This window comes from Xanthomonas albilineans (assembly GCF_009931595.1).
GTDB lineage: Bacteria > Pseudomonadota > Gammaproteobacteria > Xanthomonadales > Xanthomonadaceae > Xanthomonas_A > Xanthomonas_A albilineans.
The window spans coordinates 1,735,779-1,762,309 of sequence record NZ_CP046570.1 but is presented as its reverse complement, the minus strand read 5'-3'; the positions used below and the strand labels follow the sequence as shown (position 1 = coordinate 1,762,309).

At 57.5% G+C, this 26,531-nt stretch carries 15 protein-coding genes and 2 pseudogenes; 15 read left to right on the top strand and 2 right to left on the bottom strand.

Going from position 1 to position 26,531, the window contains the following annotated elements:
- Positions 1 to 120 precede the first annotated feature (120 nt).
- The 3 genes and pseudogenes from XaFJ1_RS07390 to XaFJ1_RS07385 all read left to right on the top strand — a co-directional run.
- Positions 121 to 16,971 (top strand): annotated as a pseudogene (locus tag XaFJ1_RS07390) (non-ribosomal peptide synthase/polyketide synthase); the annotation flags it as partial.
- A gap of 376 nt (positions 16,972 to 17,347) precedes the next feature.
- Positions 17,348 to 17,431 (top strand): annotated as a pseudogene (locus tag XaFJ1_RS16435) (transposase); the annotation flags it as partial.
- A 566-nt stretch (positions 17,432 to 17,997) separates the two neighbouring features.
- The gene (locus XaFJ1_RS07385; protein WP_012916054.1) at positions 17,998 to 18,435 is read left to right on the top strand and encodes a DUF2726 domain-containing protein; all 438 of its coding nucleotides are present in this window, start codon (positions 17,998 to 18,000) and stop codon (positions 18,433 to 18,435) included.
- On the opposite strand, the gene XaFJ1_RS16130 is transcribed toward XaFJ1_RS07385, so the two are convergent.
- Positions 18,432 to 19,205 carry a DUF3693 domain-containing protein gene (locus XaFJ1_RS16130; protein ID WP_238988320.1) on the bottom strand — a complete coding sequence of 258 codons (774 nt, stop codon included), beginning with the start codon at positions 19,203 to 19,205 and terminating at the stop codon, positions 18,432 to 18,434. The two genes, XaFJ1_RS07385 and XaFJ1_RS16130, sit on opposite strands and share 4 nt — an antisense overlap.
- Before the next feature lie 186 nt (positions 19,206 to 19,391).
- On the opposite strand from XaFJ1_RS16130, the gene XaFJ1_RS07375 reads away from it, so the two are divergent.
- The 12 genes from XaFJ1_RS07375 (at position 19,392) to XaFJ1_RS07320 (ending at position 26,099) form a co-directional block, all read left to right on the top strand.
- Positions 19,392 to 19,580: a hypothetical protein gene (locus tag XaFJ1_RS07375; RefSeq protein WP_161525163.1), complete on the top strand. Its 189-nt coding sequence runs from the start codon at positions 19,392 to 19,394 to the stop codon at positions 19,578 to 19,580.
- Positions 19,577 to 19,795, top strand: a complete 219-nt coding sequence (locus XaFJ1_RS07370) for a hypothetical protein (RefSeq protein ID WP_161525160.1) — start codon at positions 19,577 to 19,579, stop codon at positions 19,793 to 19,795. The genes XaFJ1_RS07375 and XaFJ1_RS07370 overlap by 4 nt, the downstream gene beginning before the upstream one ends.
- 16 nt (positions 19,796 to 19,811) lie before the next feature.
- Positions 19,812 to 20,036 (top strand): hypothetical protein, encoded by a 225-nt coding sequence (locus tag XaFJ1_RS07365; protein WP_161525158.1) that lies wholly within the window; start codon positions 19,812 to 19,814, stop codon positions 20,034 to 20,036.
- Between the two features lie 441 nt (positions 20,037 to 20,477).
- Complete coding sequence (locus tag XaFJ1_RS07360; RefSeq protein ID WP_425509573.1) at positions 20,478 to 21,395, top strand: rolling circle replication-associated protein; 918 nt, start codon at positions 20,478 to 20,480, stop codon at positions 21,393 to 21,395.
- Positions 21,396 to 21,406: 11 nt separating this feature from the next.
- Positions 21,407 to 21,679 (top strand): G5P family DNA-binding protein, encoded by a 273-nt coding sequence (locus XaFJ1_RS07355; protein ID WP_238988319.1) that lies wholly within the window; start codon positions 21,407 to 21,409, stop codon positions 21,677 to 21,679.
- 27 nt (positions 21,680 to 21,706) lie between these two features.
- Positions 21,707 to 21,964, top strand: coding sequence for a hypothetical protein (locus XaFJ1_RS07350; protein WP_161525153.1), 258 nt, complete (start codon positions 21,707 to 21,709; stop codon positions 21,962 to 21,964).
- 33 nt (positions 21,965 to 21,997) lie between these two features.
- Positions 21,998 to 22,132, top strand: a complete 135-nt coding sequence (locus tag XaFJ1_RS07345) for a capsid protein (RefSeq protein WP_161525151.1) — start codon at positions 21,998 to 22,000, stop codon at positions 22,130 to 22,132.
- A gap of 213 nt (positions 22,133 to 22,345) precedes the next feature.
- Positions 22,346 to 22,582, top strand: a complete 237-nt coding sequence (locus tag XaFJ1_RS07340; RefSeq protein WP_155393541.1) for a hypothetical protein — start codon at positions 22,346 to 22,348, stop codon at positions 22,580 to 22,582.
- A gap of 88 nt (positions 22,583 to 22,670) precedes the next feature.
- Positions 22,671 to 23,840 carry a hypothetical protein gene (locus XaFJ1_RS07335; protein ID WP_161525149.1) on the top strand — a complete coding sequence of 390 codons (1,170 nt, stop codon included), beginning with the start codon at positions 22,671 to 22,673 and terminating at the stop codon, positions 23,838 to 23,840.
- Positions 23,837 to 24,223: a hypothetical protein gene (locus XaFJ1_RS07330; protein ID WP_045761270.1), complete on the top strand. Its 387-nt coding sequence runs from the start codon at positions 23,837 to 23,839 to the stop codon at positions 24,221 to 24,223. The genes XaFJ1_RS07335 and XaFJ1_RS07330 overlap by 4 nt, the downstream gene beginning before the upstream one ends.
- Positions 24,224 to 24,227: 4 nt before the next feature.
- Positions 24,228 to 25,553, top strand: a complete 1,326-nt coding sequence (locus tag XaFJ1_RS07325; protein WP_161525147.1) for a zonular occludens toxin domain-containing protein — start codon at positions 24,228 to 24,230, stop codon at positions 25,551 to 25,553.
- A 42-nt stretch (positions 25,554 to 25,595) separates the two neighbouring features.
- Positions 25,596 to 26,099, top strand: coding sequence for a DUF2726 domain-containing protein (locus XaFJ1_RS07320; protein ID WP_161525144.1), 504 nt, complete (start codon positions 25,596 to 25,598; stop codon positions 26,097 to 26,099).
- Here XaFJ1_RS07320 and XaFJ1_RS15800 read toward each other — a convergent pair.
- A complete protein-coding gene (locus tag XaFJ1_RS15800) occupies positions 26,096 to 26,449 on the bottom strand; it encodes a hypothetical protein (protein ID WP_162596416.1) in 354 nt (117 codons plus the stop codon). The two genes, XaFJ1_RS07320 and XaFJ1_RS15800, sit on opposite strands and share 4 nt — an antisense overlap.
- Positions 26,450 to 26,531: the final 82 nt, after the last annotated feature.

Here is a 26,531-nt window from a genome sequence, read left to right as displayed (position 1 = left end):
CATTCTCGTCACACCGACAGTATTTTCTCTGGCAGAGAAGACAATTATATTAAGTGAAAATTATAAAATAAAACCTTCCTCATCATTTTCCGGTGCGGATTCAACTGAGGAAGTTATAATATGAAAATAAATGATCTATTCCTAGAATTTTATGTCAATAAAATATCTTTGTCATTAACTGACGATGGTCTCAATTTGCGTATTTTGTGTAAAAAAGGAGGGCTTGATGTAGAGGCTCGAGAATTTATAAAAAAAAATAAGGAAATTATAATTAAAGAAATAAATGCAGGAATTATCGATAATTTCAGGGTTACTGGAGGCGCGGCTCGTGACGATCGACATCTCATTGATATATCGAGAAATGATATTCGCGCGATTGCGGAATTTACGCCTGGTGGTTCGGCAAATATTCAGGACATCTATCCACTGGCCCCGTTGCAGGAAGGCATTTTCTTCCATTATCTGCTGCAGCGTGAAGGCGATGCCTATTTGCATCCGAACCTGATCGCGTTCGACAGCCGTTCGCGTTTGGATAGATTTGTCGATGCCTTGCAACGTGTGATCGATCGTCACGACATTCTGCGCACGGCGATGGCCTGGGAAGGGTTGGCCGCCCCGGTGCAGGTTGTATGGCGCCACGCGCCGCTGGTGATCGAGGAGGTCCACCTGGAGCAAGCCGATGGCGATGTGGCCGCACAGCTGCAGTCGCGTTTCGATCCACGGCATTGGCGCATGGATGTGCGCCAGGCGCCACTGATGCGAGGCTTTGCCGCACACGATCCGGCCAATGGCCGTTGGTTACTGCAGTTGCTCTGTCATAACCTTGCACTGGATCACACCACGCTGGAAGAAGTCGGATGCCACCTGCGTGATGCAGCTGACAGCTTGCCGCCTGCCGTGCCGTTCCGCAATTTCGTGGCGCAGGCGTTGCTGGGCGTGAGCCGCGAGGAGCACGAGGCGTACTTCCGCACGCTGCTCGGCGATGTGGATGAGCCCTGTGCGCCGTTCGGTCTGGTCGATGTGCAGGGCGATGGATCAGATGTGGAGGAGGTGCGGCTCGACCTGCCGGATCGGTTGTCGGCGTTGCTGCGCAGCCAGGCACGCGAACTCGGCGTGAGTGCGGCCAGCCTGTTCCATCTGGCCTGGGCGCAGGTGGTGGCGCGTGCCACAGGGCATGAGCGCGTCGTGTTCGGGACGGTGCTGTTTGGCCGCATGCAGGGTGGAGCGGGGGCCGACCGTGCGTTGGGTCTGTTCATCAATAACTTGCCGCTGCGGATCGAGATTGACGGGTCCAGTGTGATGGAGAGTGTGCGTGTGGTGCAGAAACGGCTTGCCGCGCTGTTGCGGCATGAGCATGCGCCGCTATCGCTGGCGCAGCGTTGCAGTGGTGTTCCGGCGCCGGCGCCGTTGTTTACCTCGCTGCTCAACTACCGGCATAGCGCCCAGGCAAAAGGCGCTGCCGAGGCAATGGCCTGGGAGGGGATCGAGACGCTGTCAGCGCATGAGCGGACGAATTATCCGCTTTTCGTTTCTGTGGACGATGTGGGGTCTGGTTTTGCGCTGACGGTGCAGTCGCAGCGGCCACTGGCTCCGGAGCGGATATGCGCATTCCTGGTGAAGGCGTTGGAAGAGCTGGCCGATGCGCTTGCCCATGCGCCGGAGACGACGGTGCGAGATCTTGACGTCCTGCCTGAGGCCGAGCGGCATCAGATATTGATGGAGTGGAATGCAACGGCAGCGGATTATCCGCGCGATGCCTGTGTGCATGAGTTGTTCGAGGCGCAGGTCGCGCGTGATCCCTCGGCCATCGCGGTGGTGCAGGGTGAGGTGTCGCTGACGTATGCCGAGTTGAATGCGCGAGCCAATCGGTTGGCACATTACCTGCGCGGATTGGGTGTGCGCCCGGACGATCGCGTGGCGATCTGCGTGCAGCGCAGTGTGGAGATGGTGGTGGCGGTGGTGGCGGTGCTGAAGGCGGGCGGTGCGTATGTGCCGCTGGATCCGGCTTATCCGCCGGAGCGGCTGGCCTATATGCAATCCGATTGCGGCGCGGTGGCGGTGCTGACGGATGCCGCCAGTCGTCGCCTGGTCGAATGCAGTGCCATTGCGGCGGTGATCGTCGATCTGCAAGCCGACAGTGAACATTGGACGCATCTGCCAGACAGTAATCCCGACCGCCACGCCAATGGCCTGACCACACGCCATTTGGCGTATGTGATCTACACCTCGGGATCAACCGGTGCGCCCAAGGGCGTCATGATCGAACACAGGAATCTGTGCAACTACGCGTTGGATGCGGTGACGTTGTTTGGAGTGAAGAACTCCGATTTCGTCTTGCAACAGAATTCGATGAGTTTCGATCTTTCGGTGGAAGAAATCTTTCCTGCCTTGCTCGGTGGCGCTGCACTTGTTCTCGCACCAACGATATTCGGTGCTGTCGATGAGGCGTCTGGAAATATATCGTCGCACCCACGGGTGACGGTCGTGCATTTGACGATGGCGCATTGGCATAGCCTTGTCGGTGCATGGAAGCAATCGCCGGAACTGGCGCGTGCGCAACTGCAAGGCGTGCGACTTCTCAATGTGACAGGGGATGCAATATCTCCGCAGAAGCTAAGGGAGTGGTATGCGCTACGGCCTCACGGCATCGAGGTTGTCAATACTTATGGTCCAACAGAGACCACCGTTTCCTGTACTGCAGAACATCTGACGGAAGATACCGAATACGATTCGATTGTCACCATCGGCAAGCCCCTGGCCAATACGCGCATCTACATCCTTGATACACACGGTGCGCCGGTGCCGATCGGGGTGGTGGGCGAGTTGTATATCGGTGGTGACGGTGTGGGACGTGGGTATTTGAACCGCGACGATTTGACCGCCGCGCGCTTCCTCGCCGATCCATTCAGCGCCGATCCAACGGCGCGGATGTACCGCACTGGCGATCTGGGGCGTTGGTGTGCCGACGGGACGATCGAGTTTGTCGGACGCAACGATCATCAGGTCAAGATCCGCGGTTTCCGCATCGAGTTGGGTGAGATCGAGGCGCGGTTGAGCGCACATGCGGATGTGCGCGAGTGCGTGGTGGTGACGCTGGAGGATGGGGCGGGCAGCGACAAGGGATTGGTGGCGTATTGGGTCGGCGCCGAGGATGTGACGTCGGAGCATCTGTGCGCTGAAACTTTGCGTAGTTGGCTATCGGATGTGCTGCCGGATTACATGGTGCCGGCAGCCTATGTGCAGTTGGATCGTCTGCCCCTGACTCCGAACGGCAAGCTGGATCGCAAGGCATTGCCTGCACCGGACGGATCGGCTTATGCCGCGCATGCGTATGAAGCGCCGCAGGGCGCAATCGAACAGGCCATTGCCGCGATCTGGAGTGAATTGCTGGGTCTGGAGAGGATTGGGCGGCACGATAACTTCTTTGCCCTCGGTGGGCATTCGTTGTTGGCGGTGCGGGTCGCCTCGCGCTTGCGTCAGGAGCTGGGCGCCGAAATTGGCGTGGCTGAGTTGTTCGCGCATGCGACGCCGCAACGTCTTGCCGCGTGTGTGGCGTCTTCGTCCGCTGCCGTGTTGCCGCCGATTCTGCCGCTGGCACCAGATGCACCGCGCGTGCTGTCGTTTGCGCAGCAACGTCTTTGGTTTCTGTCGCAGTTCGAGGGCGTCAGTCAGGCGTATCACATCAGCGGCGGCCTGCGCTTGCGCGGAGCACTGGAGACGCAGGCGCTGCAAAGTGCGCTGGATCGCATCGTGGCCCGGCACGCGTCGCTGCGCACGACTTTTGGGCTGGTCGATGGGCAGGCATTGCAACAGATCGCGGCCGAGGACAGCGGCTTCCAGTTGATCGCCCATGATCTGCGCGATATGCCCGAGCGCGAGGCGAAGCTGGAGCAGTTATTGGCCGAGGAGGCGCAAGCGCCCTTCGCGCTGGAACGCGGTCCGCTGATCCGTGGCGTGCTGGTACAGCTCGCCCACGACGAATACGTTTTCTTCGTGACCATGCACCACATCGTCTCGGATGGGTGGTCGATGGGGATCTTGATCAACGAGCTGAGCGTGCTGTATCGGGCGTTTGCCCGTGGCGAAGCCGATCCGCTACCGCCGTTGCTGATCCAGTACGCCGATTATGCGAGCTGGCAGCGGCAATGGCTGGCGGGCGAGGTGTTGCAGCAACAGGCCGCTTACTGGCGCGAGGCGCTGTCTGGTGCGCCGGTGCTGCTGGAACTGCCGACGGATCGTCCGCGTCCGGCTCGGCAGGAGCATGTCGGCGCGATGTTGGAAGTGGTCGTGGAGCCACAGCAGGCGCAGGCGCTGAAGGAACTCAGCCAGCGGCATGGGCTGACGCTGTATATGACGCTCCTGGCGAGTTGGGCGTTGCTGCTATCGCGCTTGTCTGGACAGGACGATGTGGTGATCGGCAGCCCGGTGGCCAATCGTGGGAGGTCGGAGACCGAAGGGCTGATCGGGTTCTTCGTGAACACGCTGGCGTTGCGGGTGGAGGTGTCGGGTTCACCGACGCTGGCGCAACTGTTGGCGTCTGTGAAAGAACGTGCGCTGCAAGCGCAGGCACATCAGGACATCCCGTTCGAGCAGGTGGTGGAACTGGTGCAGCCGCCGCGCAGTCTGGCGCATGCGCCGCTGTTCCAGGTGATGTTCGCGTGGCAGAACACGCCGCAGGGTGAGCTGGATCTTGGCGAACTCGAGGCCAGTGGGCTGGGCACGACGCAGACGAGCGCGCTATTCGACCTGTCGTTGTCGTTGGAAGAAAACACGGACGGGATCGTGGGCAGTCTGACCTATGCCACGGCGTTGTTCGAGCATGCGACGCTGGAGCGGTGGATGGGCCATTGGCGGCATCTGTTGGCGGCGATGGTGGCCGAGGGCACCGAAGATATGGCGGTGGATCGTCTGTCGTTGCTGGGCGAGGCAGAGCGGTATCAGGTATTGATGGAGTGGAATGCAAAGGCAGCGGATTATCAGCGCGATGCCTGTGTGCACGAGTTGTTCGAGGCGCAGGTGATACGTGATCCATCGGCCATCGCGGTGGTGCAAGGCAAGGTGTCGATGACGTATGCCGAGTTGAATGCGCGAGCCAACCAGTTGGCACATTACCTGCGTGAATTGGGCGTAGGTCTGGACGACCGAGTGGCAATCCTCCTGGAGCGTGGCATCGCTGCAATCGCTGCCATGCTCGGCGCCCTCAAAGCCGGCGCCGCCTATGTCCCTCTTGATTCGACATCGCCTGTCAAACGTTTGCACGAATTGCTGGATGACTGTCGCGCCAGCATCGTCATCGTCGATCAGATGTTGCCCGCCGCGTTGCGCGATGAACTAACGCTGCCAACAATCACGGTGGCTGATTCCGCGCTCTCACAGCAGAGCGCAGAAAATCCCGAGATCGCCTGGCTGGGGCCGCAGCATCCAGCCTACGTCATGTACACCTCCGGTTCGACCGGACAGCCGAAAGGCGTGATCGTTTCGCAGGCAGCCGTACTCAACCTTGTCCTGCAAGACGGGCCGGCACGGTTACGCACCAATGACAGGGTGGCTTTCGCCTCTAACCCTGCTTTCGACTCGACCACGTTGGAGGTCTGGGGTAGCTTGCTCAACGGTGCCACCATCGTGATCGTTCCATCGTCGACGATGCGCGATCCGCAGGCGCTGGGTGCGCTATTGGTACGCGAACGCCTGTCGGTATTGATTCTGGTCGCTGGCGTGTTGCGTGTCTACGCACCATTGATTGCGCCGCAATTGGGTGCATTGCGTCTGCTGCTCACCGGCGGCGATGTCGCCGATCCCCATGCCCTGGCCCAGGTGTTCACTGCGGACGGACAGGTAACCGTATTGCAGACCTATGGCCCGACCGAGAGTACCCAGTTTGTCACCGCATTGGTTTTGGAACATGCCCCCGATCCATGCCGACGCGTGCCGATCGGTCGGCCACTGACCAATACCCGGCTCTATGTGCTTGACAGCCACGGCCAACTGGCACCGATTGGTGTAGCCGGCGAACTGTATATCGCCGGTGCGCAACTGGCTCAAGGTTATCTGCATCGTCCGGCGTTGACTGCTGAACGCTTCATACCCGATCCGTTCGCAGAGCGACCCGGTGCGCGCATGTACAAGACCGGCGATCTGGCGCGCTACCTGGCCGATGGCAGTCTGGACTTCCTCGGTCGTAACGACGCCCAGGTCAAGATTCGCGGTTTCCGCATCGAGCCGGGCGAGATCGAAGCCGCGCTACATGCCTGCGACGGTGTGTGCGAGGCAGTGGTCATCGCCCGTCAGAACAGTCAGGGCGATAGGCATCTGGTCGCTTATCTGGTTGGTGATGGTGGCGGTGTCGAACTCAATCCCGAGGCAGTGCGCACCCAGCTTGGTGGTCGCTTGCCCGACTATATGCTCCCGTCCGTTTACGTGTATCTGGATTGCCTGCCATTAACTCCGAACGGCAAGCTGGATCGCAAGGCATTGCCTGCACCGGATGGTGCGACCTATGGGGCGCATACGTATGAAGCACCTCAGGGCGATATCGAACAAGCCATTGCCGCGATCTGGCGCGACCTGCTTGGGCTGGAGAGGATCGGTCGGCACGATAACTTCTTTGCCCTCGGCGGGCATTCGTTGTTGGCGGTGCGGGTCGCCTCGCGCTTGCGCCAGGAGTTGGGGGCCGAGATCGGCGTGGCCGAGTTGTTTGCCCATGCCACGCTCCAGCGACTTGCCGCGTGTGTGGCGTCCTCGTCCGCTGCCGTTTTGCCGCCGATCTTGCCGCTTGAGCCGGATGCGCCGCGCGTGCTGTCGTTTGCGCAGCAACGGCTCTGGTTCCTGTCGCAGTTCGAGGGCGTCAGTCAGGCGTATCACATCAGCGGCGGCCTGCGCTTGCGTGGGGCGTTGGACACCCAGGCACTACAACGCACCCTGGATCGCATCGTGGCCCGGCACGCGTCGCTGCGCACGACTTTTGCGCTGGTCGATGGACAGGCATTGCAGCAGATTGCCGCCGAAGACAGCGGCTTCCAGTTGATCGCCCATGATCTGCGCGATATGCCCGAGCGCGAGGCGAAGCTGGAGCAGTTATTGGCCGAGGAGGCGCAAGCGCCCTTCGCGCTGGAACGCGGTCCGCTGATCCGTGGCGTGCTGGTACAGCTCGCCCACGACGAATACGTTTTCTTCGTGACCATGCACCACATCGTCTCGGATGGGTGGTCGATGGGGATCTTGATCAACGAGCTGAGCGTGCTGTATCGGGCGTTTGCCCGTGGCGAAGCCGATCCGCTACCGCCGTTGCCGATCCAGTACGCCGATTATGCGAGCTGGCAGCGGCAATGGCTGGCGGGCGAGGTGTTGCAGCAACAGGCCGCTTACTGGCGCGAGGCGCTGTCTGGTGCGCCGGTGCTGCTGGAACTACCGACGGATCGTCCGCGTCCGCCCAGGCAGGACCATGCTGGAGCAACGCTGGAAATGGTCGTGGAGCCACAGCAGGCGCAGGCGCTGAAGGAACTCAGCCAGCGGCACGGCCTGACGATGTATATGACGCTCTTGGCGAGTTGGGCATTGCTGCTATCGCGCTTGTCTGGACAGGACGATGTGGTGATCGGCAGCCCGGTGGCCAATCGTGGGAGGTCGGAGACCGAAGGGCTGATCGGGTTCTTCGTGAACACGCTGGCGTTGCGGGTGGAGGTGTCGGGTTCACCGACGCTGGCGCAACTGTTGGCGTCTGTGAAAGAACGTGCGCTGCAAGCGCAGGCGCATCAGGACATCCCGTTCGAGCAGGTGGTGGAACTGGTGCAGCCGCCGCGCAGTCTTGCACATGCGCCGCTGTTCCAGGTGATGTTCTCGTGGCAGAACACGCCGCAGGGTGAGCTGGATCTTGGCGAACTCGAGGCCAGTGGTTTGGGTACGACGCAGACGAGCGCGAAGTTCGACCTGTCGCTGTCGTTGGCCGAAAGCGAAGAGGGGATCGTGGGCAGTCTGACCTATGCCACGACGTTGTTCGAGCATGCGACGCTGGAGCGGTGGATGGGCCATTGGCGGCATCTGTTGGCGGCGATGCTGGCCGAGGGCGCCGAGGATATGGCGGTGGATCGTCTGCCGTTGCTGGGCGAGGCAGAGCGCAAACAGGTATTGATGGAGTGGAATGCAACGGAGACGGATTATCCGCGCGATGCGTGTGTGCACGAGTTGTTCGAGGCGCAGGTCGCGCGTGATCCCTCGGCCATCGCGGTGGTGCAAGGCGAGGTGTCGCTGACGTATGGCGAGTTGAATGCGCGAGCCAATCGGTTGGCGCATTACCTGCGCGAGTTGGGCGTGCGCCCGGCCGACCGTATGGCAATTTGCGTGCAGCGCAGTGTCGAGATGGTCGTGGCGCTGCTGGCGGTGCTGAAGGCGGGAGGCGCGTACGTGCCGCTGGATCCTGCCTATCCACCGGAGCGGCTGACCTACATTCTCGCCGATTGCGACGCCATTAGGGTGTTGGCGGTTAAGGATACCATCTTGCCAGAGCGGCTCGAGGTCTTACGGGTCAACATCGACGATGCCGCAGTGAATGTTGCGGAATCTGACAATCCGCGCTTGTACTCACATGGCAGTACAAGCGCTTATGTCATGTACACATCTGGTTCGACAGGGTTGCCGAAGGGGGTCGAAATCCCGCATCGTGGTATCAATCGTCTGGTATTGAACAACGGATATCTGCCGTTCCATCCGAGCGACCGTGTCGCTTTTGCCGCCAATCCGAGTTTCGATGCGACCACGTTGGAGGTCTGGGGCGCGTTGCTCAATGGCGCGCGCATGATCGTCATCGAAGCCGATGTTTTGCTGAGCCAAGTACGGTTGGCAGAGACGATCAAATGCGAAGGTATCACCATATTGCTTTTAGCGGCAGGGCTGTTCCATCAGTACGCGGATAGCATGAAAGAGGCCTTTGGCCACTTGCGTTATCTGCTTGCCGGTGGTGATGCGATTGATCCGAGCGTGGTGGCGAAGGTTTTGGATGGCGACAGCCCGCAGCATTTCTTGAATTGTTACGGCCCCACGGAAATCACGACCATCGCCACCACTTATGAGGTCGTGGAGATCGATGATGGTTTGAGAAGTCTTCCGATCGGACGTCCGATCGCGAACACGCAGATCTACATTCTCGATGGATACGGTACGCCAGTTCCGATCGGAGTGGTGGGCGAGTTGTATCTCGGTGGCGATGGTGTGGCGCGTGGATATCTGAATCGCGAGGAATTGACCGCAGAACGTTTCCTCACGGATCCATTCAGCGCCGATCCGACGGCACGGATGTATCGCAGCGGCGATCTGGGGCGTTGGTGTGCCGACGGCACGATCGAGTTTGTCGGACGTAACGATCACCAGGTCAAGATTCGTGGCTTCCGCATCGAGTTGGGCGAGATCGAGGCACGGCTGAGCGCGCATGCGCAGGTGCGCGAGTGCGTGGTGGTGGCGCTGGATGCGGACGCAGGCAACGACAAGCGGCTGGTTGCATATTGGGTCGGAGCCGAGGACGTGACGTCCGAGCATCTGTGCGCTGAAACTTTACGTAGTTGGCTATCGGATGTGCTGCCGGATTACATGGTGCCGGCGGCCTATGTGCAGTTGGATCGTCTGCCACTGACTCCGAACGGCAAGCTGGATCGCAAGGCATTGCCGGCACCGGATGGTGCGGCTTATGCGGCGCGTGCGTATGAAGCACCGCAGGGCGCAATCGAACAGGCCATTGCCACGATCTGGAGTGACTTGCTGGGTCTGGAGACGATTGGGCGGCACGATAACTTCTTTGCCCTTGGTGGGCATTCATTGCTGGCGGTGCGGGTTGCCTCGCGCTTGCGTCAGGAGTTGGGGGCCGAGATCGGCGTGGCCGAGTTGTTTGCACATGCGACGCTCCAGCGACTTGCAGCGTGTGTGGCGTCCTCGTCCGCTGCCGTTTTGTCGCCGATTCTGCCGCTTGAACCGGATGCGCCGCGCGTGCTGTCGTTTGCGCAGCAGCGGCTTTGGTTTCTGTCGCAGTTCGAGGGTGTCAGTCAGGCGTATCACATCAGTGGTGGCTTGCGCTTGCGCGGAGCGCTGGATACGCAGGCGCTGCAACGCGCTCTGAATCGCATCGTGGCCCGGCATGCATCGCTGCGCACGACCTTCGTGCAGGTTGATGGGCAGACATTGCAACAGATTGCCGCCGAAAACAATGGCTTCCAGTTGATCGCTCACGATCTGCGCGATGTGCCCGATCGCGAGGCGAAGCTGAAGCGACTGTTGGCCGAGGAGGCACAGGCACCATTTTCTTTGGAACACGGCCCGCTGATTCGTGGCGTACTGGTACAGCTCGCCCACGACGAATACGTTCTCTTCGTGACCATGCACCACATCGTCTCGGATGGGTGGTCGATGGGGATCTTGATCAACGAGCTGAGCATGCTGTACCGCGCTTTTGCAAATGGCGAAGCCGATCCGTTACCACCGTTGCCAATTCAGTATGCCGATTATGCGAGTTGGCAGCGACAATGGCTGGAAGGCGATGTGTTGCAGCAACAAGCCACATACTGGTGCGAGACGCTATCCGGTGCGCCGGTACTGCTGGAACTGCCGACGGATCGTCCGCGTCCGGCGCGGCAGGAGCATGCCGGCGCAACGCTGGAGGTGGTCGTGGGGCCACAGCATGCGCAGGCGCTGAAGGCGCTGAGCCAGCGGCATGGGTTGACGCTGTATATGACGCTCTTGGCGAGTTGGGCGCTGCTGCTGTCGCGTCTTTCTGGGCAGGACGATGTGGTAATCGGTAGCCCGGTGGCCAATCGTGGCCGCTCGGAGACCGAGGGGTTGATCGGGTTCTTCGTCAATACGCTGGCGTTGCGGGTGGAGCTGTCGGGTTCACCGACGCTGGCGCAGTTACTGGCATCGGTGAAGGAGCGTGCGCTACAGGCGCAGGCGCATCAGGACATTCCGTTCGAACAGGTGGTGGAACTGGTCCAGCCGCCGCGCAGCCTGTCCCATGCACCGTTGTTCCAAGTGATGTTCGCTTGGCAGAACACACCGGAAGGCGACCTGGACCTAGGCGAACTCGATGCCAGTGGGCTGGGCGTTGCGCAAACAAGCGCGCAGTTCGACCTGTCGTTGTCGTTGGCCGAAAGCGAAGAAGGGATCGTCGGCACTCTGATCTATGCCACAGCGCTGTTCGAGCATGCGACGCTGGAGCGGTGGATGGGGCATTGGCGGTATCTGTTGGCGGCGATGGTGGCCGAGGGCGCCGAAGATATGGCGGTGGATCGTCTGCCGTTGCTGGACGAGGCCGAGCGCCATCAAGTGTTGATGGAGTGGAATGCAACGGCGGTCGATTATCCACGCGATGCATGTGTGCACGAGTTGTTCGAGGCGCAGGTTGCGCGTGATCCCTCGGCCATCGCGGTGGTGCAGGGTGAGGTGTCGCTGACGTATGGCGAATTGAACACAGGTTCCAACCGGTTGGCGCATTACCTGCGCGAGTTGGGCGTGGTCCCGGACGATCGGGTGGCGATCTGCGTGCAGCGCAGTGTCGAGATGGTGGTGGCGGTGCTGGCGGTGCTGAAGGCGGGCGGTGCGTATGTGCCGCTGGATCCTGCCTATCCGCCGGAGCGGCTGGCCTATATGCACGCCGATTGCGGCGCGGTGGCGGTGCTGACGGATGCCGCCAGTCGTAGCCTGGTCGAATGCAGTGCCACTTCGGCGTTGATTGTCGACCTGCAAGCCGATAGTGAGCATTGGGAGCATTTGCCAGACAGCAATCCCGTCCGCCACGCCAATGGTCTGACTGCGCGCCATCTGGTGTATGTGATCTACACGTCTGGATCGACCGGTGCGCCCAAGGGCGTGATGGTCTCCCACCACGCATTGACCACGTGCCTGCACGCGCTGATCGACCTCTACCGGCTAGGACCACAGGACCGCATACTGCAATTTGCCGCACTGGCCTTCGATGCCTCGGTCGAAGAACTCTTCGGTGCCCTGTGCAGCGGCGCCACCTTGGTCCTACGCGACGACACCTGGCTGGACACCGAGCGCTTCTGGCCGCAGTGCGCGCACGCCGGCATCAGCGTGATCGACCTGCCCACCCGCTTCTGGGCGCAACTATGCGCGCAGTCGCTGGAGATTCCCGCCTGCGTGCGTCAACTCATCATCGGCGGCGAAGCGCTGACGCCGGCCATGCGCCAGCACTGGGTACAAGGCACCCGCATGCCGCTGCTGGATACCTACGGCCCGACCGAAGCCGTCGTGGTCGCCACCGCCCAGGCCGTCGCCATCGACACGCCGAGCGGTATCGGCCGTCCGCTCGCCGCGACCCGGGCGTATGTGCTGGATCGTGCCGGTCAGCCGCTGCCGATCGGCGCGCGCGGCGAACTGCATCTGGCCGGCGCGGCGATGGCGCGCGGCTACCTCGGCCGACCCGATCTGACCGCCGAACGCTTCGTGCCCGACCCGTTCGCCGCACACCCCGGCGCACGCATGTACCGCACTGGCGATCTGGGGCGTTGGCGTGCCGACGGCACGATCGAGTTCTTGGGGCGCAACGATCACCAGGTCAAGATTCGCGGCTTCCGTATCGAGCTGGGCGAGATCGAGGCACGGCTGAGCACGCATGCGGATGTGCGCGAGTGTGTGGTGGTGACGTTGGAGGAGGCCGGGAGTAACGAAAAGCGGCTGGTGGCGTATTGGGTTGGAGCCGAGGGTGTGACGTCCGAGCATCTGGGCGCGGAGGATTTGCGCAGTTTGCTATCGGATGTGCTGCCGGATTACATGGTCCCAGCCGCCTATGTGCAATTGGATCGCCTGCCATTGACTCCGAACGGCAAGCTGGATCGCAAGGCATTGCCTGCACCGGATGGTGCGGCTTATGCGGCGCGTGCGTATGAAGCACCGCAGGGCGCAATCGAACAGGCCATTGCCACGATCTGGAGTGACTTGCTGGGTCTGGAGACGATTGGTCGGCACGACAACTTCTTCGCCCTCGGCGGGCATTCGTTGTTGGCGGTGCGGGTCGCCTCGCGCTTGCGTCAGGAGCTGGGCGCCGAAATTGGCGTGGCTGAGTTGTTCGCGCATGCGACGCCGCAACGTCTTGCCGCGTGTGTGGCGTCTTCGTCCGCTGCCGTGTTGCCGCCGATTCTGCCGCTGGTACCAGATGCACCGCGCGTGCTGTCCTTCGCGCAGCAGCGGCTCTGGTTCCTGTCGCAGTTCGAGGGCGTCAGTCAGGCGTATCACATCAGCGGCGGCCTGCGCTTGCGTGGGGCGTTGGACACCCAGGCACTACAACGCACCCTGGATCGCATCGTGGCCCGGCACGCGTCGCTGCGCACGACTTTTGCGCTGGTCGATGGACAGGCATTGCAACAGATCGCGGCCGAGGACAGCGGCTTCCAGTTGATCGTCCATGATCTGCGCGATATGCCCGAGCGCGAGGCAGCGCTGGAGCAGTTATTGGCGGAGGAGGCGCAGGCACCATTTGCGTTGGAACACGGCCCGCTGATCCGTGGCGTACTGGTACAGCTCTCCCACGACGAACACGTCCTCTTCGTGACCATGCACCATATCGTCTCGGATGGGTGGTCGATGGGGATTTTGATCAACGAGCTGAGCGCGTTGTATCGGGCTTTCGCACACGGTGAATCCGATCCACTGAAACCGCTGCCGATCCAGTACGCCGATTATGCGAGCTGGCAGCGGCAATGGCTGGCGGGCGAGGTGTTGCAGCAACAGGCGACTTACTGGCGCGAAACGCTGTCCGGTGTGCCTGTATTGCTTGAACTGCCGACGGATCGTCCGCGTCCGCCCCGGCAGGACCATGCCGGAGCAACACTGGAAGTGGTCGTGGAGCCACAGCAGTTGCAGGCGCTGAAGGAACTCAGCCAGCGGCATGGGTTGACGCTGTATATGACGCTCCTGGCGAGTTGGGCGCTGCTGCTGTCGCGTCTGTCCTGCCAGGACGATGTGGTGATCGGTAGTCCGGTGGCCAATCGTGGCCGCTCGGAGACCGAGGGGTTGATCGGGTTCTTCGTCAATACGCTGGCGTTGCGGGTGGAGCTGTCGGGTTCACCGACGCTGGCGCAGTTGCTGGCATCGGTGAAGGAGCGTGCGCTACAGGCGCAGGCGCATCAGGACATTCCGTTCGAACAGGTGGTGGAACTGGTCCAGCCGCCGCGCAGCCTGTCCCATGCGCCGTTGTTCCAAGTGATGTTCGCTTGGCAGAACACACCGGAAGGCGACCTGGACCTAGGCGAACTTGAGGCCAGCGGGCTGGGTGCGGCTAGGACGAGCGCGCAGTTCGACCTGTCATTGTCGTTGGCCGAAAGCGAAGAGGGGATCGTCGGCAGTCTGACCTATGCCACGGCGTTGTTCGAGCATGCGACGCTGGAGCGGTGGATGGGCCATTGGCGGCATCTATTGGCGTCGATTGTGGCCGAAGGTGCCGAAGATATGGCGGTGGATCGTCTGCCGTTGCTGGACGAGGCCGAGCGCCATCAAGTGTTGATGGAGTGGAATGCAACGGCGGCGGATTATCCGCGCGATGCCTGTGTGCACGAGTTGTTCGAGGCGCAGGTGGTACGTGATCCCTCGGCCATCGCGGTGGTGCAAGGCGAGGTGTCGCTGACGTATGCCGAGTTGAATGCGCGAGCCAATCGGTTGGCACATTACCTGCACGGATTGGGTGTGCGCCCGGATGATCGCGTGGCGATCTGTGTGCAGCGTAGTGTAGAGATGGTGGTGGCGGTGGTGGCGGTGCTGAAGGCGGGCGGTGCGTATGTGCCGCTGGATCCTGCCTATCCGCCGGAGCGGCTGGCCTATATGCACTCCGATTGCGGCGCGGTGGCGGTGCTGACGGATGCCGCCAGTCGTCGCCTGGTCGAATGCAGTGCCACTGCGGCGGTGATCGTCGATCTGCAAGCCGACAGTGAGCATTGGGCGCATCTGCCAGACAGTAATCCCGACCGCCACGCCAATGGCCTGACCGCACGCCATTTGGCGTATGTGATCTACACCTCTGGATCGACCGGTGCACCGAAGGGCTCGATGAACGAGCATCGTAGTGTCGTGAACCTGGCGCTAGCCCAGATACGCGCATTCAATGTTGAAAAAAACAGCCGTGTCATGCAGTTTTCCTCATTGAGTTTTGATGCATTTGCTTCTGAATTATTGGTATCGCTTTTTTGCGGAGCATCACTCTATATCGCTGATCCAGGTGAGATGTTGGCAGGTGAAAACCTCGCAAGAATATTGAGCGAATATCAGATAAGTCATGTCACTTTGCCTCCTTCTGTATTGCATAACTTGCCTGAAAATCCGGAGCTTCCCTGTCTGAAGACACTCGTCGTTGCCGGGGAGGCGCTCTCTGCCACCATTGCGAAACGTTGGTGCCAAGGAAGGCGGTTGATCAATGCATACGGCCCCACCGAGACGACGGTCTGCGCTTCTGTGCATGAATGTGATGCAAGTGCGACGGGTACGCCACCAATCGGTCGTCCGATTTCCAATGTGCGGATCTACATCCTCGATACACATGGTGTGCCGGTTCCGGTCGGAGTGGTGGGCGAGTTGTATATCGGTGGCGACGGTGTGGCGCGTGGATATCTGAACCGCGAAGACTTGACGGCCGAGCGCTTCCTCACGGATCCATTCAGTGCCGATCGGACAGCGCGGATATACCGCAGCGGCGATCTGGGGCGTTGGCGTGCCGATGGCACGATCGAGTTTGTCGGACGCAATGATCATCAGGTCAAGATCCGCGGCTTCCGCATCGAGTTAGGCGAGATCGAAGCGCGGCTGAGCGCGCATGCGGATGTGCGCGAGTGCGTGGTGGTGGCGCTGGAGGATGCGACAGGTTCCGACAAGCGGCTTGTGGCGTATTGGGTCGGTGCCGAGGGTGTGACCTCCGATAGCGTGGATGCGGATGCTTTGCGCAGCTGGTTGTCAGCAATACTGCCGGATTACATGGTGCCGGCGGCTTACGTACAACTGGATCGGTTGCCGTTGACGCCGAACGGCAAGCTGGATCGCAAGGCATTGCCAGCACCGGACGTCACGGCTTATGCGGCGCGTGCGTATGAAGCGCCACAGGGCGCGATCGAACAGACCATTGCCGCGATCTGGCGCGACCTGCTGGGTCTGGAGACGATCGGGCGGCATGACAACTTCTTCACCCTGGGTGGACACTCCCTAATGGCAGTGCAGGTGGTTAGTCGTCTCAAACAAGCCGGGGTCGAGATTTCTATTGGTGACTTATTCTCTAATCCAGTGATGATGTCACTTGCTGATTATCTCAAAAATGGTGAATGTAGAGATGTCTGCGATGGCTTGGTTCCTTTTCGCAAAGAGGGGAGTGGTTCGCCGCTATTTCTACTTTATGATGGTTTTTGCAATGTCATGTACGGTCGAAAAATTGTAGAATTCTTGCGCTGTGATATTCAAGTCTATGGCGTTGAATATCCTGAGGATCCTGCAATAAACACCATACAAGACATGGCTGCCCAGGCGATCGAGAAGATCCGACGAGTGCAGCCTTCAGGCCCATATCATCTCGCCGGCTGGTCTTTCGGTGGATTAGTGGCTTATGAAATGGCGAGTCAGCTTATAGATGCGGGCCTGCAAGTAAAATTCTTAGGTGTTTTTGATACATTTCATATATCGACTGATATTAATTTTAGGGAAGAAATTGCGTCTGTTTCTGAAATGAAGAATAATGATATTCTTCGTTATTTTTGCGGCATTGATGGAGATAATTTTGAAGATGAAACGATGAAATTCAGTGATCTTGTAGGTTATTACAAGAAAATTCGCTTGCTACCAGAGCACCTGGAGGCAGACGAATTGTTGAATTATACAGCGTCATTTCGCCGCAATATAAAGGCATCTCTTGGCTATTGCGCCCCATCAATTTCAATTAAATTGCATCTGTTTGAGGCTGCGGAATTTGCAAAAGGAAATCCACGCCAGAGTTGGCAAAATATTTTGCCGAAAGATTCTATTCGTTTCATCCAGGTACCAGGCACACATCAATCCATGATGGACTCCCCTAATGTCGAATTTTTATCAGAAGCTCTTTCAGAAGCCCTGGCCGGCTGCTGAAAAATTGTCCTGATTAGCCCCGGTCGTCAGCCAGCAGTCGCGGGATCTGCGCCCATGTGGGTTGATCCTGCGTAAGCTCCACCGTCAAGCAGGCACTAAAAGTAGAGCTTTCGGCGTGTTGGTTGCGGTACTCGACCGGTGTCATTGAGGGTCGGCAGGGAATCGTTATCGACACGGCCAAAAATTGTCAGCCTCCCGTAAAATTGATCCAGCCATAGCTAGAGGTCTCCGTGCACACTAGCCACCGAGGAGACCAACGATGCGCAAGAGCAAGTTCACCGAGAGCCAGATCGTCGCCACGCTGAAGCAGGTGGAGGGCGGTCGCCAGGTCAAGGATGTATGTGGGGTTGAGCCGAGATACGTGTAATTTTGATAAGTAGGAAGCCGATTCACTCTTACTTTCAATGCGTTACAAGGAAATCAGCGTGCCTTGGCTCTCCGATCTGCCCAGGCGCGAATGAGCGGTCCCCATACCGTTCCCCGATCGACGTCGGAGATCGCGCCGTCGCCCGGCGATATCAGCCAGGCAATACCGTTTTTAGGCTCACAATCGTGACCGTCTTCGCGCCACGCGTAAGTGCGACGTACAAACAGCGCATACACGACGCTGCCGGCCCGCCTGTGACGAGCGCCAGCGAGACACAGACGGGATCGGCGGCGGCTCTTCGTGGCGCATCAATTCCGCGCCAATCCAGGGCTTTGGGGTCGTTCCCGGAGAACAAGCCATACAAAAGCGAGACTGCCACGCCGACTACCACGCTCGCAATGTAAGGGTGTAGGGGCGCTGTCTCTCCTATTGATATATCATCATCTGCGACCGCGGCTTAGGGGTAGGCAGATGAGCATGTTATTTGTGCTGTGCTTTTTTGTTCTTTTGTTGTTGATGGGTCTTGCTGGTAAAAAAATAAATTGAAACAAAACGCGCAATTGCATTGGCCTTTTTACAGCATGCGGGCTTTGACAAATTCGGAACAGATTCTTTATTGGCGATTAATTGAGGCGCTCCCTGAAAATATTGTTCTAGCTCAGGTTCAACTATCAAGATTTCTAGGTGTTCGTAAAGGGAATGGGCGCATTCAATGGCTTAATCGAGTCAATCAAAAGAGCGCAGATTTTATTGTGTGCAACAAAGATTTTTCTGTGTTAACTGTCATTGAACTGGATGATGCAAGTCATGATCGCCCGGGTCGGTATAAGGCAGATGCCGATAAAACGAAAGCTATTACGGACGCTGGACTGCGCATTATTCGTTGGCATGTGAAGTCGATGCCAAATGCTACCCAGATTCGCGATGAAATATACTCACCGGAAGGGGTGCAGGGGCGTACCCCTGCGCAGACGCTTTAGCAGGCCATGCGTCCGAAGTGCCGATCCCGCCACGTCGCGAGGTCCACGACAACAACTTTCACCATCGACTGCTGACGCGCTTTTCTGGCCTTGTTCCGGGCGCGGGCGGTGTCGCGCAAGTCGGTGGCATCTGCACGCCACAGCAGACCGCGTAGCCTGCGTTCGGGTATCCGTTCGCCTGTTGGTGCCACGAGGTCTCGGCCAGCAAGTCGCCAGCCGGCCCAAGGTCCATGCAATTCGACGTGGTTGTCGATGATGTGCCGCGCATGCGCCTGAGCACAGTGGTTCGGGCACGGCTTGCCGGCTTCCCAACACGGCGGTCGGCGGTCGATGTCGTAGGTGTCGTTCATGCGGCGATTTCCTTGTCGCTTGGTGCCTTGGATGGTAGCCACGATGTCAACCACAGCCACAGCCAACGGAGTCGCAGTTTCGCGATCTGCCGCCATCCTGCCAATTTCGCATAATGTATCGTTCGACGAACTCGCAAGTGCATGAATTTGCGAAGCTTTCGCGTGATCGGGCAGGGCGGTTCCGATGCAGATAAGCAGTGCAATCGTGGCGCTCGCCAGTCGCTTGTAAAGCTTCGCCCATTCTCTGCCGAGGTCGCCTTCATCCTGTTCTGAGTGGATGAGCAATAGCCACACGCCTGGGTCCTGGCCTGCGAATTTCGCGAGTTGCCTTATGCGCTCATCTGGGACTGGTTTTAATCCGCGCCGCCAGTCGTTCATCACGCTGTGGCCTATACCCAGTTGCTCGGCAAGTCCGCGCACGCTCTTCCTGACTGCACGCTGAACGCATAGTTCGACAAGTGTATTTATGTGCATATTGGACGCCAAAAGGATTCCATGTGGACGCCTATTAGTGTACATTCCTAATGGACGCCATATGGCGTCCACCCAGCCCCTCGCACCCCCGAGGGTGTCTGGGTTCACGGGTAGGGGTAACGGGGTTACACCATGTCTAGCTATCAAGTGCAGTACCGCCCGCTCATGGGCCACATGTGGATGACGCTCGATCTCTTTCAGGATCGTAAATCGGCTGTTATTCGTAAACATGATCGTATTGATGCAATGGTTGCGCGTGGTTTCAAGCGCGATGATGTTGCTCGTGATTTCCGTGTCCGCGCTGTAGAGGTGGCCGCATGAATCTCGATCAACATAAAGCAATCCAGCCGCGCATCGTTGAGTTGCAGCGTGCCGCATTAGAGTTCGCAGAGCTCGGAGAGTCCAAGGTCTCACGTTTGATTCTGGCCGCATGCTTCGCAGCACAGAAACTCAAGCCAGCAAAGCCAGCATCTGGCGACCAACTGCCTTTAGAGCCGGATACTGTTGTAAAGCTGGCGAAGGGGAAGGGCGCATAACGCGCCCTTTTTAATTATGAGTTACTTCATTCTCGGTTCCTTATTGACGATTGCCGGTGCGTTATCTGTGGCTGGCATCATCAGGATTATCTCTTGGCTGCGTCATCGTCGTGTCCTTCGTTGGTATGCGGATTATCGTGCATTTGTGATGCTACAAACTGCAAGGCGTGCTCGTCGTAAAGTCGCCGAGTTAGATCGCCTTGTTGATGCAATCGAAAAGTCTTGGGGGGTACATCAGTGATCCGCTGGTACATCACTCTCCTAGTGTCCATGTATTTCCTTGCGCAATCGCATCAGCCTGCATCTGCGACGTTATTCTTTGCGGGCCTGATGCTGCTTTGCATCTACCGCCTAGGTGGTAACAAGCTGCTGCGGTTGATCCGGATGCGCATGCGTGCATCGCGTCGTCGTGCATCTGGACATCATAATGTCTGAGTCTCCTGTGCAGCTTGATTGGGGTGTAGGGGCGCAGCCCCTACGGGCAACGCATCACCCGCGCACGGAAGATATCTGCCTTAGCGTCATCCCTCCTGCGGTGCCGTCATCGGCATACCCGTCACACACCCACTTGGAAACCGTTTCTCAGAGGCGCACTACGTGTGCATTTTGTGGTGATCCAACTTCGCATTTTCATCCGGGTGGTTTGTGTATTGCATGCGTGCCGTTTGATGCACAACTTCCGATTCAGGTATCTAGCCAACCTGCATCAGAGATAATCGCATTTGATGCCTCCATCGGGCAGATGCGGGCTGCATCGCGGCGCACTGAACTTGCGTCGCAAAACCTCGCGCGCCAAAAGCGCGCCGTAGGTGCGTCATTGGCCGCATATGTCGCCGCAGGAGAGGGTGGCCGCGAAGCGGCCGCCCTTGGGCTTGTCCATTACTCAACAAGTGGAACGCAGGCGTTTGGCCGCGTCTCCATAGAAATTGACCCGCAGTTGGCGCGGGCGCAGCGGCTGCGAAAGTCCGTGATTACCGGAGCACGCCTGCATGACCAGGAAGCGAAAAAAGGTTCGCGCCGTGGCGCGTGGTATTTCCTCACGCTCACCTACCGTGACGGAAGCAACAGCCGCCCTCGTGACGTTAGCGAACTACTTAGACGGATGCGCGGCCACTTCAATCGAACTGTCGCTAGGGCCGTCCGGTGGCAGGGTGAGGTGTTCCGTTATGTATGGGTCGGAGAACTCACGAAGCGATTGCGGCCGCACTACCACGTGATGGTGTGGGTTCCGCGCGGCATGTACTTCGGCAAAGTCGATCAGCGCGGATGGTGGCCGCACGGTAGTTCACAGATCGAGAAGGCACGCAATTGCGTGGGCTATCTCGCCAAGTATGCAAGTAAGTTCACCAGCGCCACGGCAGCAGCGTTCCCGAAGGGGTTCCGTACCAGCGGAATCGGTGGACTCAACGAAGAATCCCGGCGCGAACTGCGCTGGTGGAAAGCACCGTGCGAAGCGCGCGAATCGCTCGGCGGTGACGCGGATATCCGCAAGACCAAAGGCGGATGGTTCGACAGGCTCACGGGGGTTTTCTGGCCGTCCCCCTGGAAAGTCTCCTTTATTTTCGGCCGGACAATCGCTTGGAAGGTGGTACCAGTATGAGAATTCAAATTATGAGTAGCGTTATCAACGTGCGTTCGTTTCCCGCAAAAGAGGGTAGGGCGGCCATGCACTTTCGCGAACAGAAAGCGGCGGTGATTCGTCCGGATGATTTCCCACTCCCATTCCCTCTCACGCTGGATGACGATCAGCCACCATATCAAGAGGGATTTTACGAGATTGATCCGTCCAGCTTGCAACTGAACAAGTTCGGTGGCCTTGAATTTGGTCGTCGTATCAAACTAATTCGTGAGGCTGCGCGGCCTGCTGCTCAGTCAAAGGGGTAAGTTATGACGATCTGCGAGGGGTAAGTTATGGCGATCTGCGTAACGCTCAATGCTGACGGCACACTCACGCAAACGGGTCAGCCTGTTGAACAGTGTACTGGGTACGTTTTGGTGTCGTCTGCTGAGCATGCGCAGATGCAGGTTATTGCTGACATCTTTGCATGGCCAAAGCCTGAGATTGTCAGTAGCTGGTTTACGGCGGCGTTCGGCCTTGTGCTTGCACTAAACGTTGTTGGGTACGTGGTCGGCGCTGTCGTGAAAATGGTCTCTACAGAACGCGATTGACCACCGCACACACTCAATTAAAGAGGATGCACCATGGATTTCAGCAGCATTTTAACAGGTCTCGCCGTTACTAGCGGCGTTGCGGCAATCATCGGCGCTGGCGCACTGAAAGCGGCGCCGGGTTTCGCGCGATGGATGACGAACAAGGTGGCGACGTTCTTCCGTTAATCGGCAGGCGGCAATGGGGTAGGGGAGGCGATGCCTCCCCGATCTTTTTGGAGAGTCCGTGAGAATTCCAGACAAAATCGTTGATGAACTTATCGATAATGAAGAAGACGAATTTTGTCCAGAGTGTTTCTGTGACGATCTAATCGAGCTACCGGATGGTGATTTATTTTGTCCGGAATGCAATGCAATAATTGATTATTGAGGATCACTGTAATGTTTGACTACAGTCAGGTGTTTGTCGGCCTCTCTTTCCTGGCTGCGGTCTCTGCCATTGTTGGGGCTGGTGCTTTGGCGTCAGTTCCGGATTTTGCGCGTTGGATGTCTGAAAAAGTATCGTCATTTTTCACGGATTCCGCAGAATCAGATTTCCAAGATTATGAAAACGATGCAGATGATGATGATGTGGATTCGGATGCAGAATATAAATATCAATATCGGAATGAGGATTGAGCCATGTTGGTCTGTATGGTGTTTGCGTTCTTGGGTGGGCTTGCTGCCCATGGGGCGGTGCTTGGTATGAATGAAGCGAGCCAATAATATGCGTAAAATACTGCGCAATTTTTTATTATTAATAATATTAAATTTAGCAATTATTTCTCAATCGGCTTATGCTGTATACTGTAACGATATGGGGGACCCCTGCACCGTATCTCAGGCATACGATCAAATTATTTCTTATGTTAATACGGCATATCCTCCTGCGGTTTGGGGTACGCATCACTACACAATAAAAAATAACGGATCAAATGAGGTGGATTTATATGTTGATGACGAAAGGGCGACGTGGCGTTACTATTCCGAAGGATGCGCGTCTCAACCTGCATTAAATAGTGGATGGTCTTCTTCTGGCGGCAATGGTGGGTCTTGTCAGAATACTTGTGCGTATGGGCCTGCTGCTAGCGCTGATAAGCAAACAGCGGGTGGCCTCACTTACTATTCGATGGCGGGGTCGTCTCCAACGGGCGCGAGTTGCACGATGAGTAATGATGTAGATAATGATGGAGGCATCCTCAAAAAAGACGATTGTGTAAAACAGGGGAGTTTAACGCAATGTGTAACACCGGACGGGCACCAATGTGCGGTATCTTCGTCTGGCAAAAAATTCTGCTGGGCTCCAAATGAGACTGGTGCAAAAGTTGATGGCAATGATGGCGCTACAAAGTCACCTTTTGGTGCAAATATAGTTCCTCCGGATACAAAACCATCCGATGGCGGTAATTGGCAACAGTCAGGGCAGGGAACTAGCTCATCATCATCTGGAGGAAGTACGAATAATTACAACGTGGATACGTGGACATCTAATGGATCCGGGGGTGGCGGTAAAGGAGATGGAAGCGATAATGGAGGAAGTGGAAACGGCAATGGAAAAGGAGATGGAAATGGCGACGATAAGGGCGATGGCAATGATCCGGCGGGGAAGGGCGTTGGCGATTTATATAAGCCGAATGGTAAAACAGTTGATAGTGTGTTTGCCGATTTCAAGTCTCAGATTCAGGGTGCGCCGATATTCCAGTCGGCCACTTCATTTCTAGGTGGCTGTTCGGGTGGCGGTCAGTGTCCTAATGAGACATGGGACGGTGGGCAGTATGCGGGGAAATTCGACTTATCCCAGTTTTGTTCCGGTACGCTAGGGTCGCTCATGGGATTTGCGGGATACGTATTCCTCGCGGCTATGTCCGCTGTTGGATTCAGATGGGCGCTTCTATGAAAAATCGTAAGGTTATAATAATAATTATCGCAATCTTGATTTTTGTATATGCGGGTGATGCTTTTGCCGGTCCTGTCAGCGATATCACAAACTGGCTATCAGACCAAATAGCCGCGATCTGGAAGGCGTTCGTAGATTTCATGCACGACCTTGTCGTGTTTGTTGTCAGCACAGTTCTGGATTTGGTGCGCGTCATACTTTACGCGCTTCCAGCCCTGGATTTCCTGTCTAATCTCACTGTCTGTTCGATACTCGGAAATGCTGGCCCATGGGCGCAATGGGCAATTGTAACGTTCCATCTGGCGGAATCATTTGTAATCTTATCGGCTGCATTGATATTTCGACTCACGCGCATTGTTTTAACACTATTCCAGTGGACCTAATACTATGATCGTCGGAAAAGAGGGGCAGCCACGTAGCGGAAAAAGCTACGAAACTGTAAAGTATGATATTGTCGAAGCGATCAAAGCAAAGCGCCGTATATATGCGCGCATTAATGGCCTGGACCACGATAAGATAGCCGCATACCTGGGCATGCCTGTCGATGATGTGCGCGATTTGCTTATCGTAATTGATGACGATCAGGTACATGCGTGGCTTGTCTGTGACACTCAGCCTGATGGATCACTTGATTTTCCGCACCTGCATAAGGGCGCGCTGGTCGTCGTTGATGAGGTCCACGAATATTGGCCGACTGGTCGCGCGCCGATCCCGAAGGCAAACGCCGATTTTTTTGCGAAGCATGGACACATAGGTCTAGATGTGGTCTTAATGACGCAAGATTTTAAAGAGGTGCATCGTTCAGTTATTCGACGCATGCAGCGCAAGAATGTATACACCAAGCTAGATGCTCTCGGAAAAGATGATGCGTACAGCATCCGATTTTATACCGCATCGGTTGCTGGAAAGTTTGAATTAACCGGCAGTGAAAAGCGCAATTACGATCCTGATATATGGCCGCTGTATCACGGCATACAGCCTGGTACCGATGGTAATGCCGTTTATAAGACTGGCTCAAGGACGATTTGGCAGACTGCCAAAAAGCCAGCGATTGCGATCATCATCGCGTTGGTTATCGGCATCTACTTCATCCTGCGCTTTTTTACCGGCGCGGCTTTGCCTGAATCTGCGAAGCAGCAGGTGAATCATGTAAAACATGTAGTGTCTCAGCAGCGCGCATCTTTGCCATCTGTCAAGCCTCGGCAATCTGCTGCTCCGGTCACGCCGATTAGTCCAGTCAAGCAGCGCGACACGAACAAGGATTTGCCGCCTGGGGTCCGCTATATCGTTGATCTAGCCGCATCCGCGCGCCCACGTTATGCGGGGTCTTTTGGTGCTGTCGATGTTGTTGAATTTCGCGCGACCGGAGGAGGGCAGGTTCTGGATAGATTTACGACCGCCCAGCTTTGGGCCTTGGGTTGGTATGTGGACCGCACAGCCTACGGTGCGCTCCTGCGATCTAAGGATCATGAGATAATCGCGACGTCTTGGCCTGTGGGTGACGAACTCGGCCAACAGTCTGTGCAAACTACAGAGCGCATACACGACGCTGCCGGCCCGCCTGTGACGAGCGCCAGCGAGACACAGACGGGATCGGCGGCGGCTCTTCGTGGCGCATCAATTCCGCACCAATCTAGGGCATTGGGATCGTTCCCTGAGAACAAGCCATACAAAAGCGAGACGGCGACGCCTTCTACCACGCTCGCTATGTAGTTGAGATATCATCGTCTGCCACCACCACTCAGGGGCGCGCGGATGAGTACGATATTTCTACTGTGCTTTTTTGTTCTTTTGTTGATGGGTGTTGTTTCCACTCTTACGCGCAAAAAAGAATCTCAACTGAATTGGCCTTTTTACGGCATGCGCGTTTTGACAAACGCGGAACAGGTTCTTTATTGGAGATTGATTGAGGCGCTTCCTGAAAATATTGTTCTAGCTCAGGTGCAGCTATCAAGATTCCTGGGTGTCCGCAAAGGACATCAACGCATTCAATGGCTTAATCGGGTTAGCCAAAAGAGTGCCGATTTCCTTGTGTGCAACAAAGATTTTTCTGTATTAACTGTCATCGAACTGGATGATGCAAGCCATGATCGTCCGGGACGACATAAGGCTGATAACGATAAAAACAAAGCTATTAAGGACGCTGGGCTGCGCATTATTCGTTGGAATGTGAAGTCGATGCCAAATGCTGCCCAGATTCGCGACGAAGTATACTTACTGGCCGGGGTGCAGGGGCGTCCCCCTGCGCAGACGCTTTAGCCGGCCATGCGTCCGAAGTGCCGATCCCGCCAGGTCGCGAGGTCCACCACGACAACTTTCACCATGGCCTGCTGACGCGCTTTTCTGGCCTTATTCCGGGCGCGTGCGCTGTCGCGCAAGTCGATGGCATCTGCGCGCCACAGTAAACCGCGCAGTCGGCGCTCCGGGATTCGCTCGCCCGTTGGTGCTACTAGGTCGCGGCCGGCAAGTCGCCAGCCGGCCCAGGGTCCATGCAATTCGACGTGGTTGTCGATGATGTGCCGCGCATGTGCCTGGGCGCAGTGGTTCGGGCAGGGTTTGCCGACTTCCCAGCACGGTGGGCGGCGGTCGATATCGTAGGTGTCGCTCATGCTGCGATTTCCTTGTCGCTTGGTGCTTTGGATGGTAGCCACGATGTCAACCACAGCCACAGCCAACTGAGTCGCAGTTTTG

Excerpts from the sequence above, each read along its gene's own strand:
- XaFJ1_RS07375 (WP_161525163.1), top strand. The coding sequence starts at position 19,392 with ATGTCTAGCTATCAAGTGCAGTACCGCCCGCTCATGGGCCACATGTGG.
- XaFJ1_RS07370 (WP_161525160.1), top strand. The coding sequence starts at position 19,577 with ATGAATCTCGATCAACATAAAGCAATCCAGCCGCGCATCGTTGAGTTG.
- XaFJ1_RS07365 (WP_161525158.1), top strand. The coding sequence starts at position 19,812 with ATGAGTTACTTCATTCTCGGTTCCTTATTGACGATTGCCGGTGCGTTA.
- XaFJ1_RS07355 (WP_238988319.1), top strand. The coding sequence starts at position 21,407 with ATGAGTAGCGTTATCAACGTGCGTTCGTTTCCCGCAAAAGAGGGTAGG.
- XaFJ1_RS07350 (WP_161525153.1), top strand. The coding sequence starts at position 21,707 with ATGGCGATCTGCGTAACGCTCAATGCTGACGGCACACTCACGCAAACG.
- XaFJ1_RS07345 (WP_161525151.1), top strand. The coding sequence starts at position 21,998 with ATGGATTTCAGCAGCATTTTAACAGGTCTCGCCGTTACTAGCGGCGTT.
- XaFJ1_RS07340 (WP_155393541.1), top strand. The coding sequence starts at position 22,346 with ATGTTTGACTACAGTCAGGTGTTTGTCGGCCTCTCTTTCCTGGCTGCG.
- XaFJ1_RS07335 (WP_161525149.1), top strand. The coding sequence starts at position 22,671 with ATGCGTAAAATACTGCGCAATTTTTTATTATTAATAATATTAAATTTA.
- XaFJ1_RS07330 (WP_045761270.1), top strand. The coding sequence starts at position 23,837 with ATGAAAAATCGTAAGGTTATAATAATAATTATCGCAATCTTGATTTTT.
- XaFJ1_RS07325 (WP_161525147.1), top strand. The coding sequence starts at position 24,228 with ATGATCGTCGGAAAAGAGGGGCAGCCACGTAGCGGAAAAAGCTACGAA.
- XaFJ1_RS07320 (WP_161525144.1), top strand. The coding sequence starts at position 25,596 with ATGAGTACGATATTTCTACTGTGCTTTTTTGTTCTTTTGTTGATGGGT.
- XaFJ1_RS15800 (WP_162596416.1), bottom strand. The coding sequence starts at position 26,449 with ATGAGCGACACCTACGATATCGACCGCCGCCCACCGTGCTGGGAAGTC.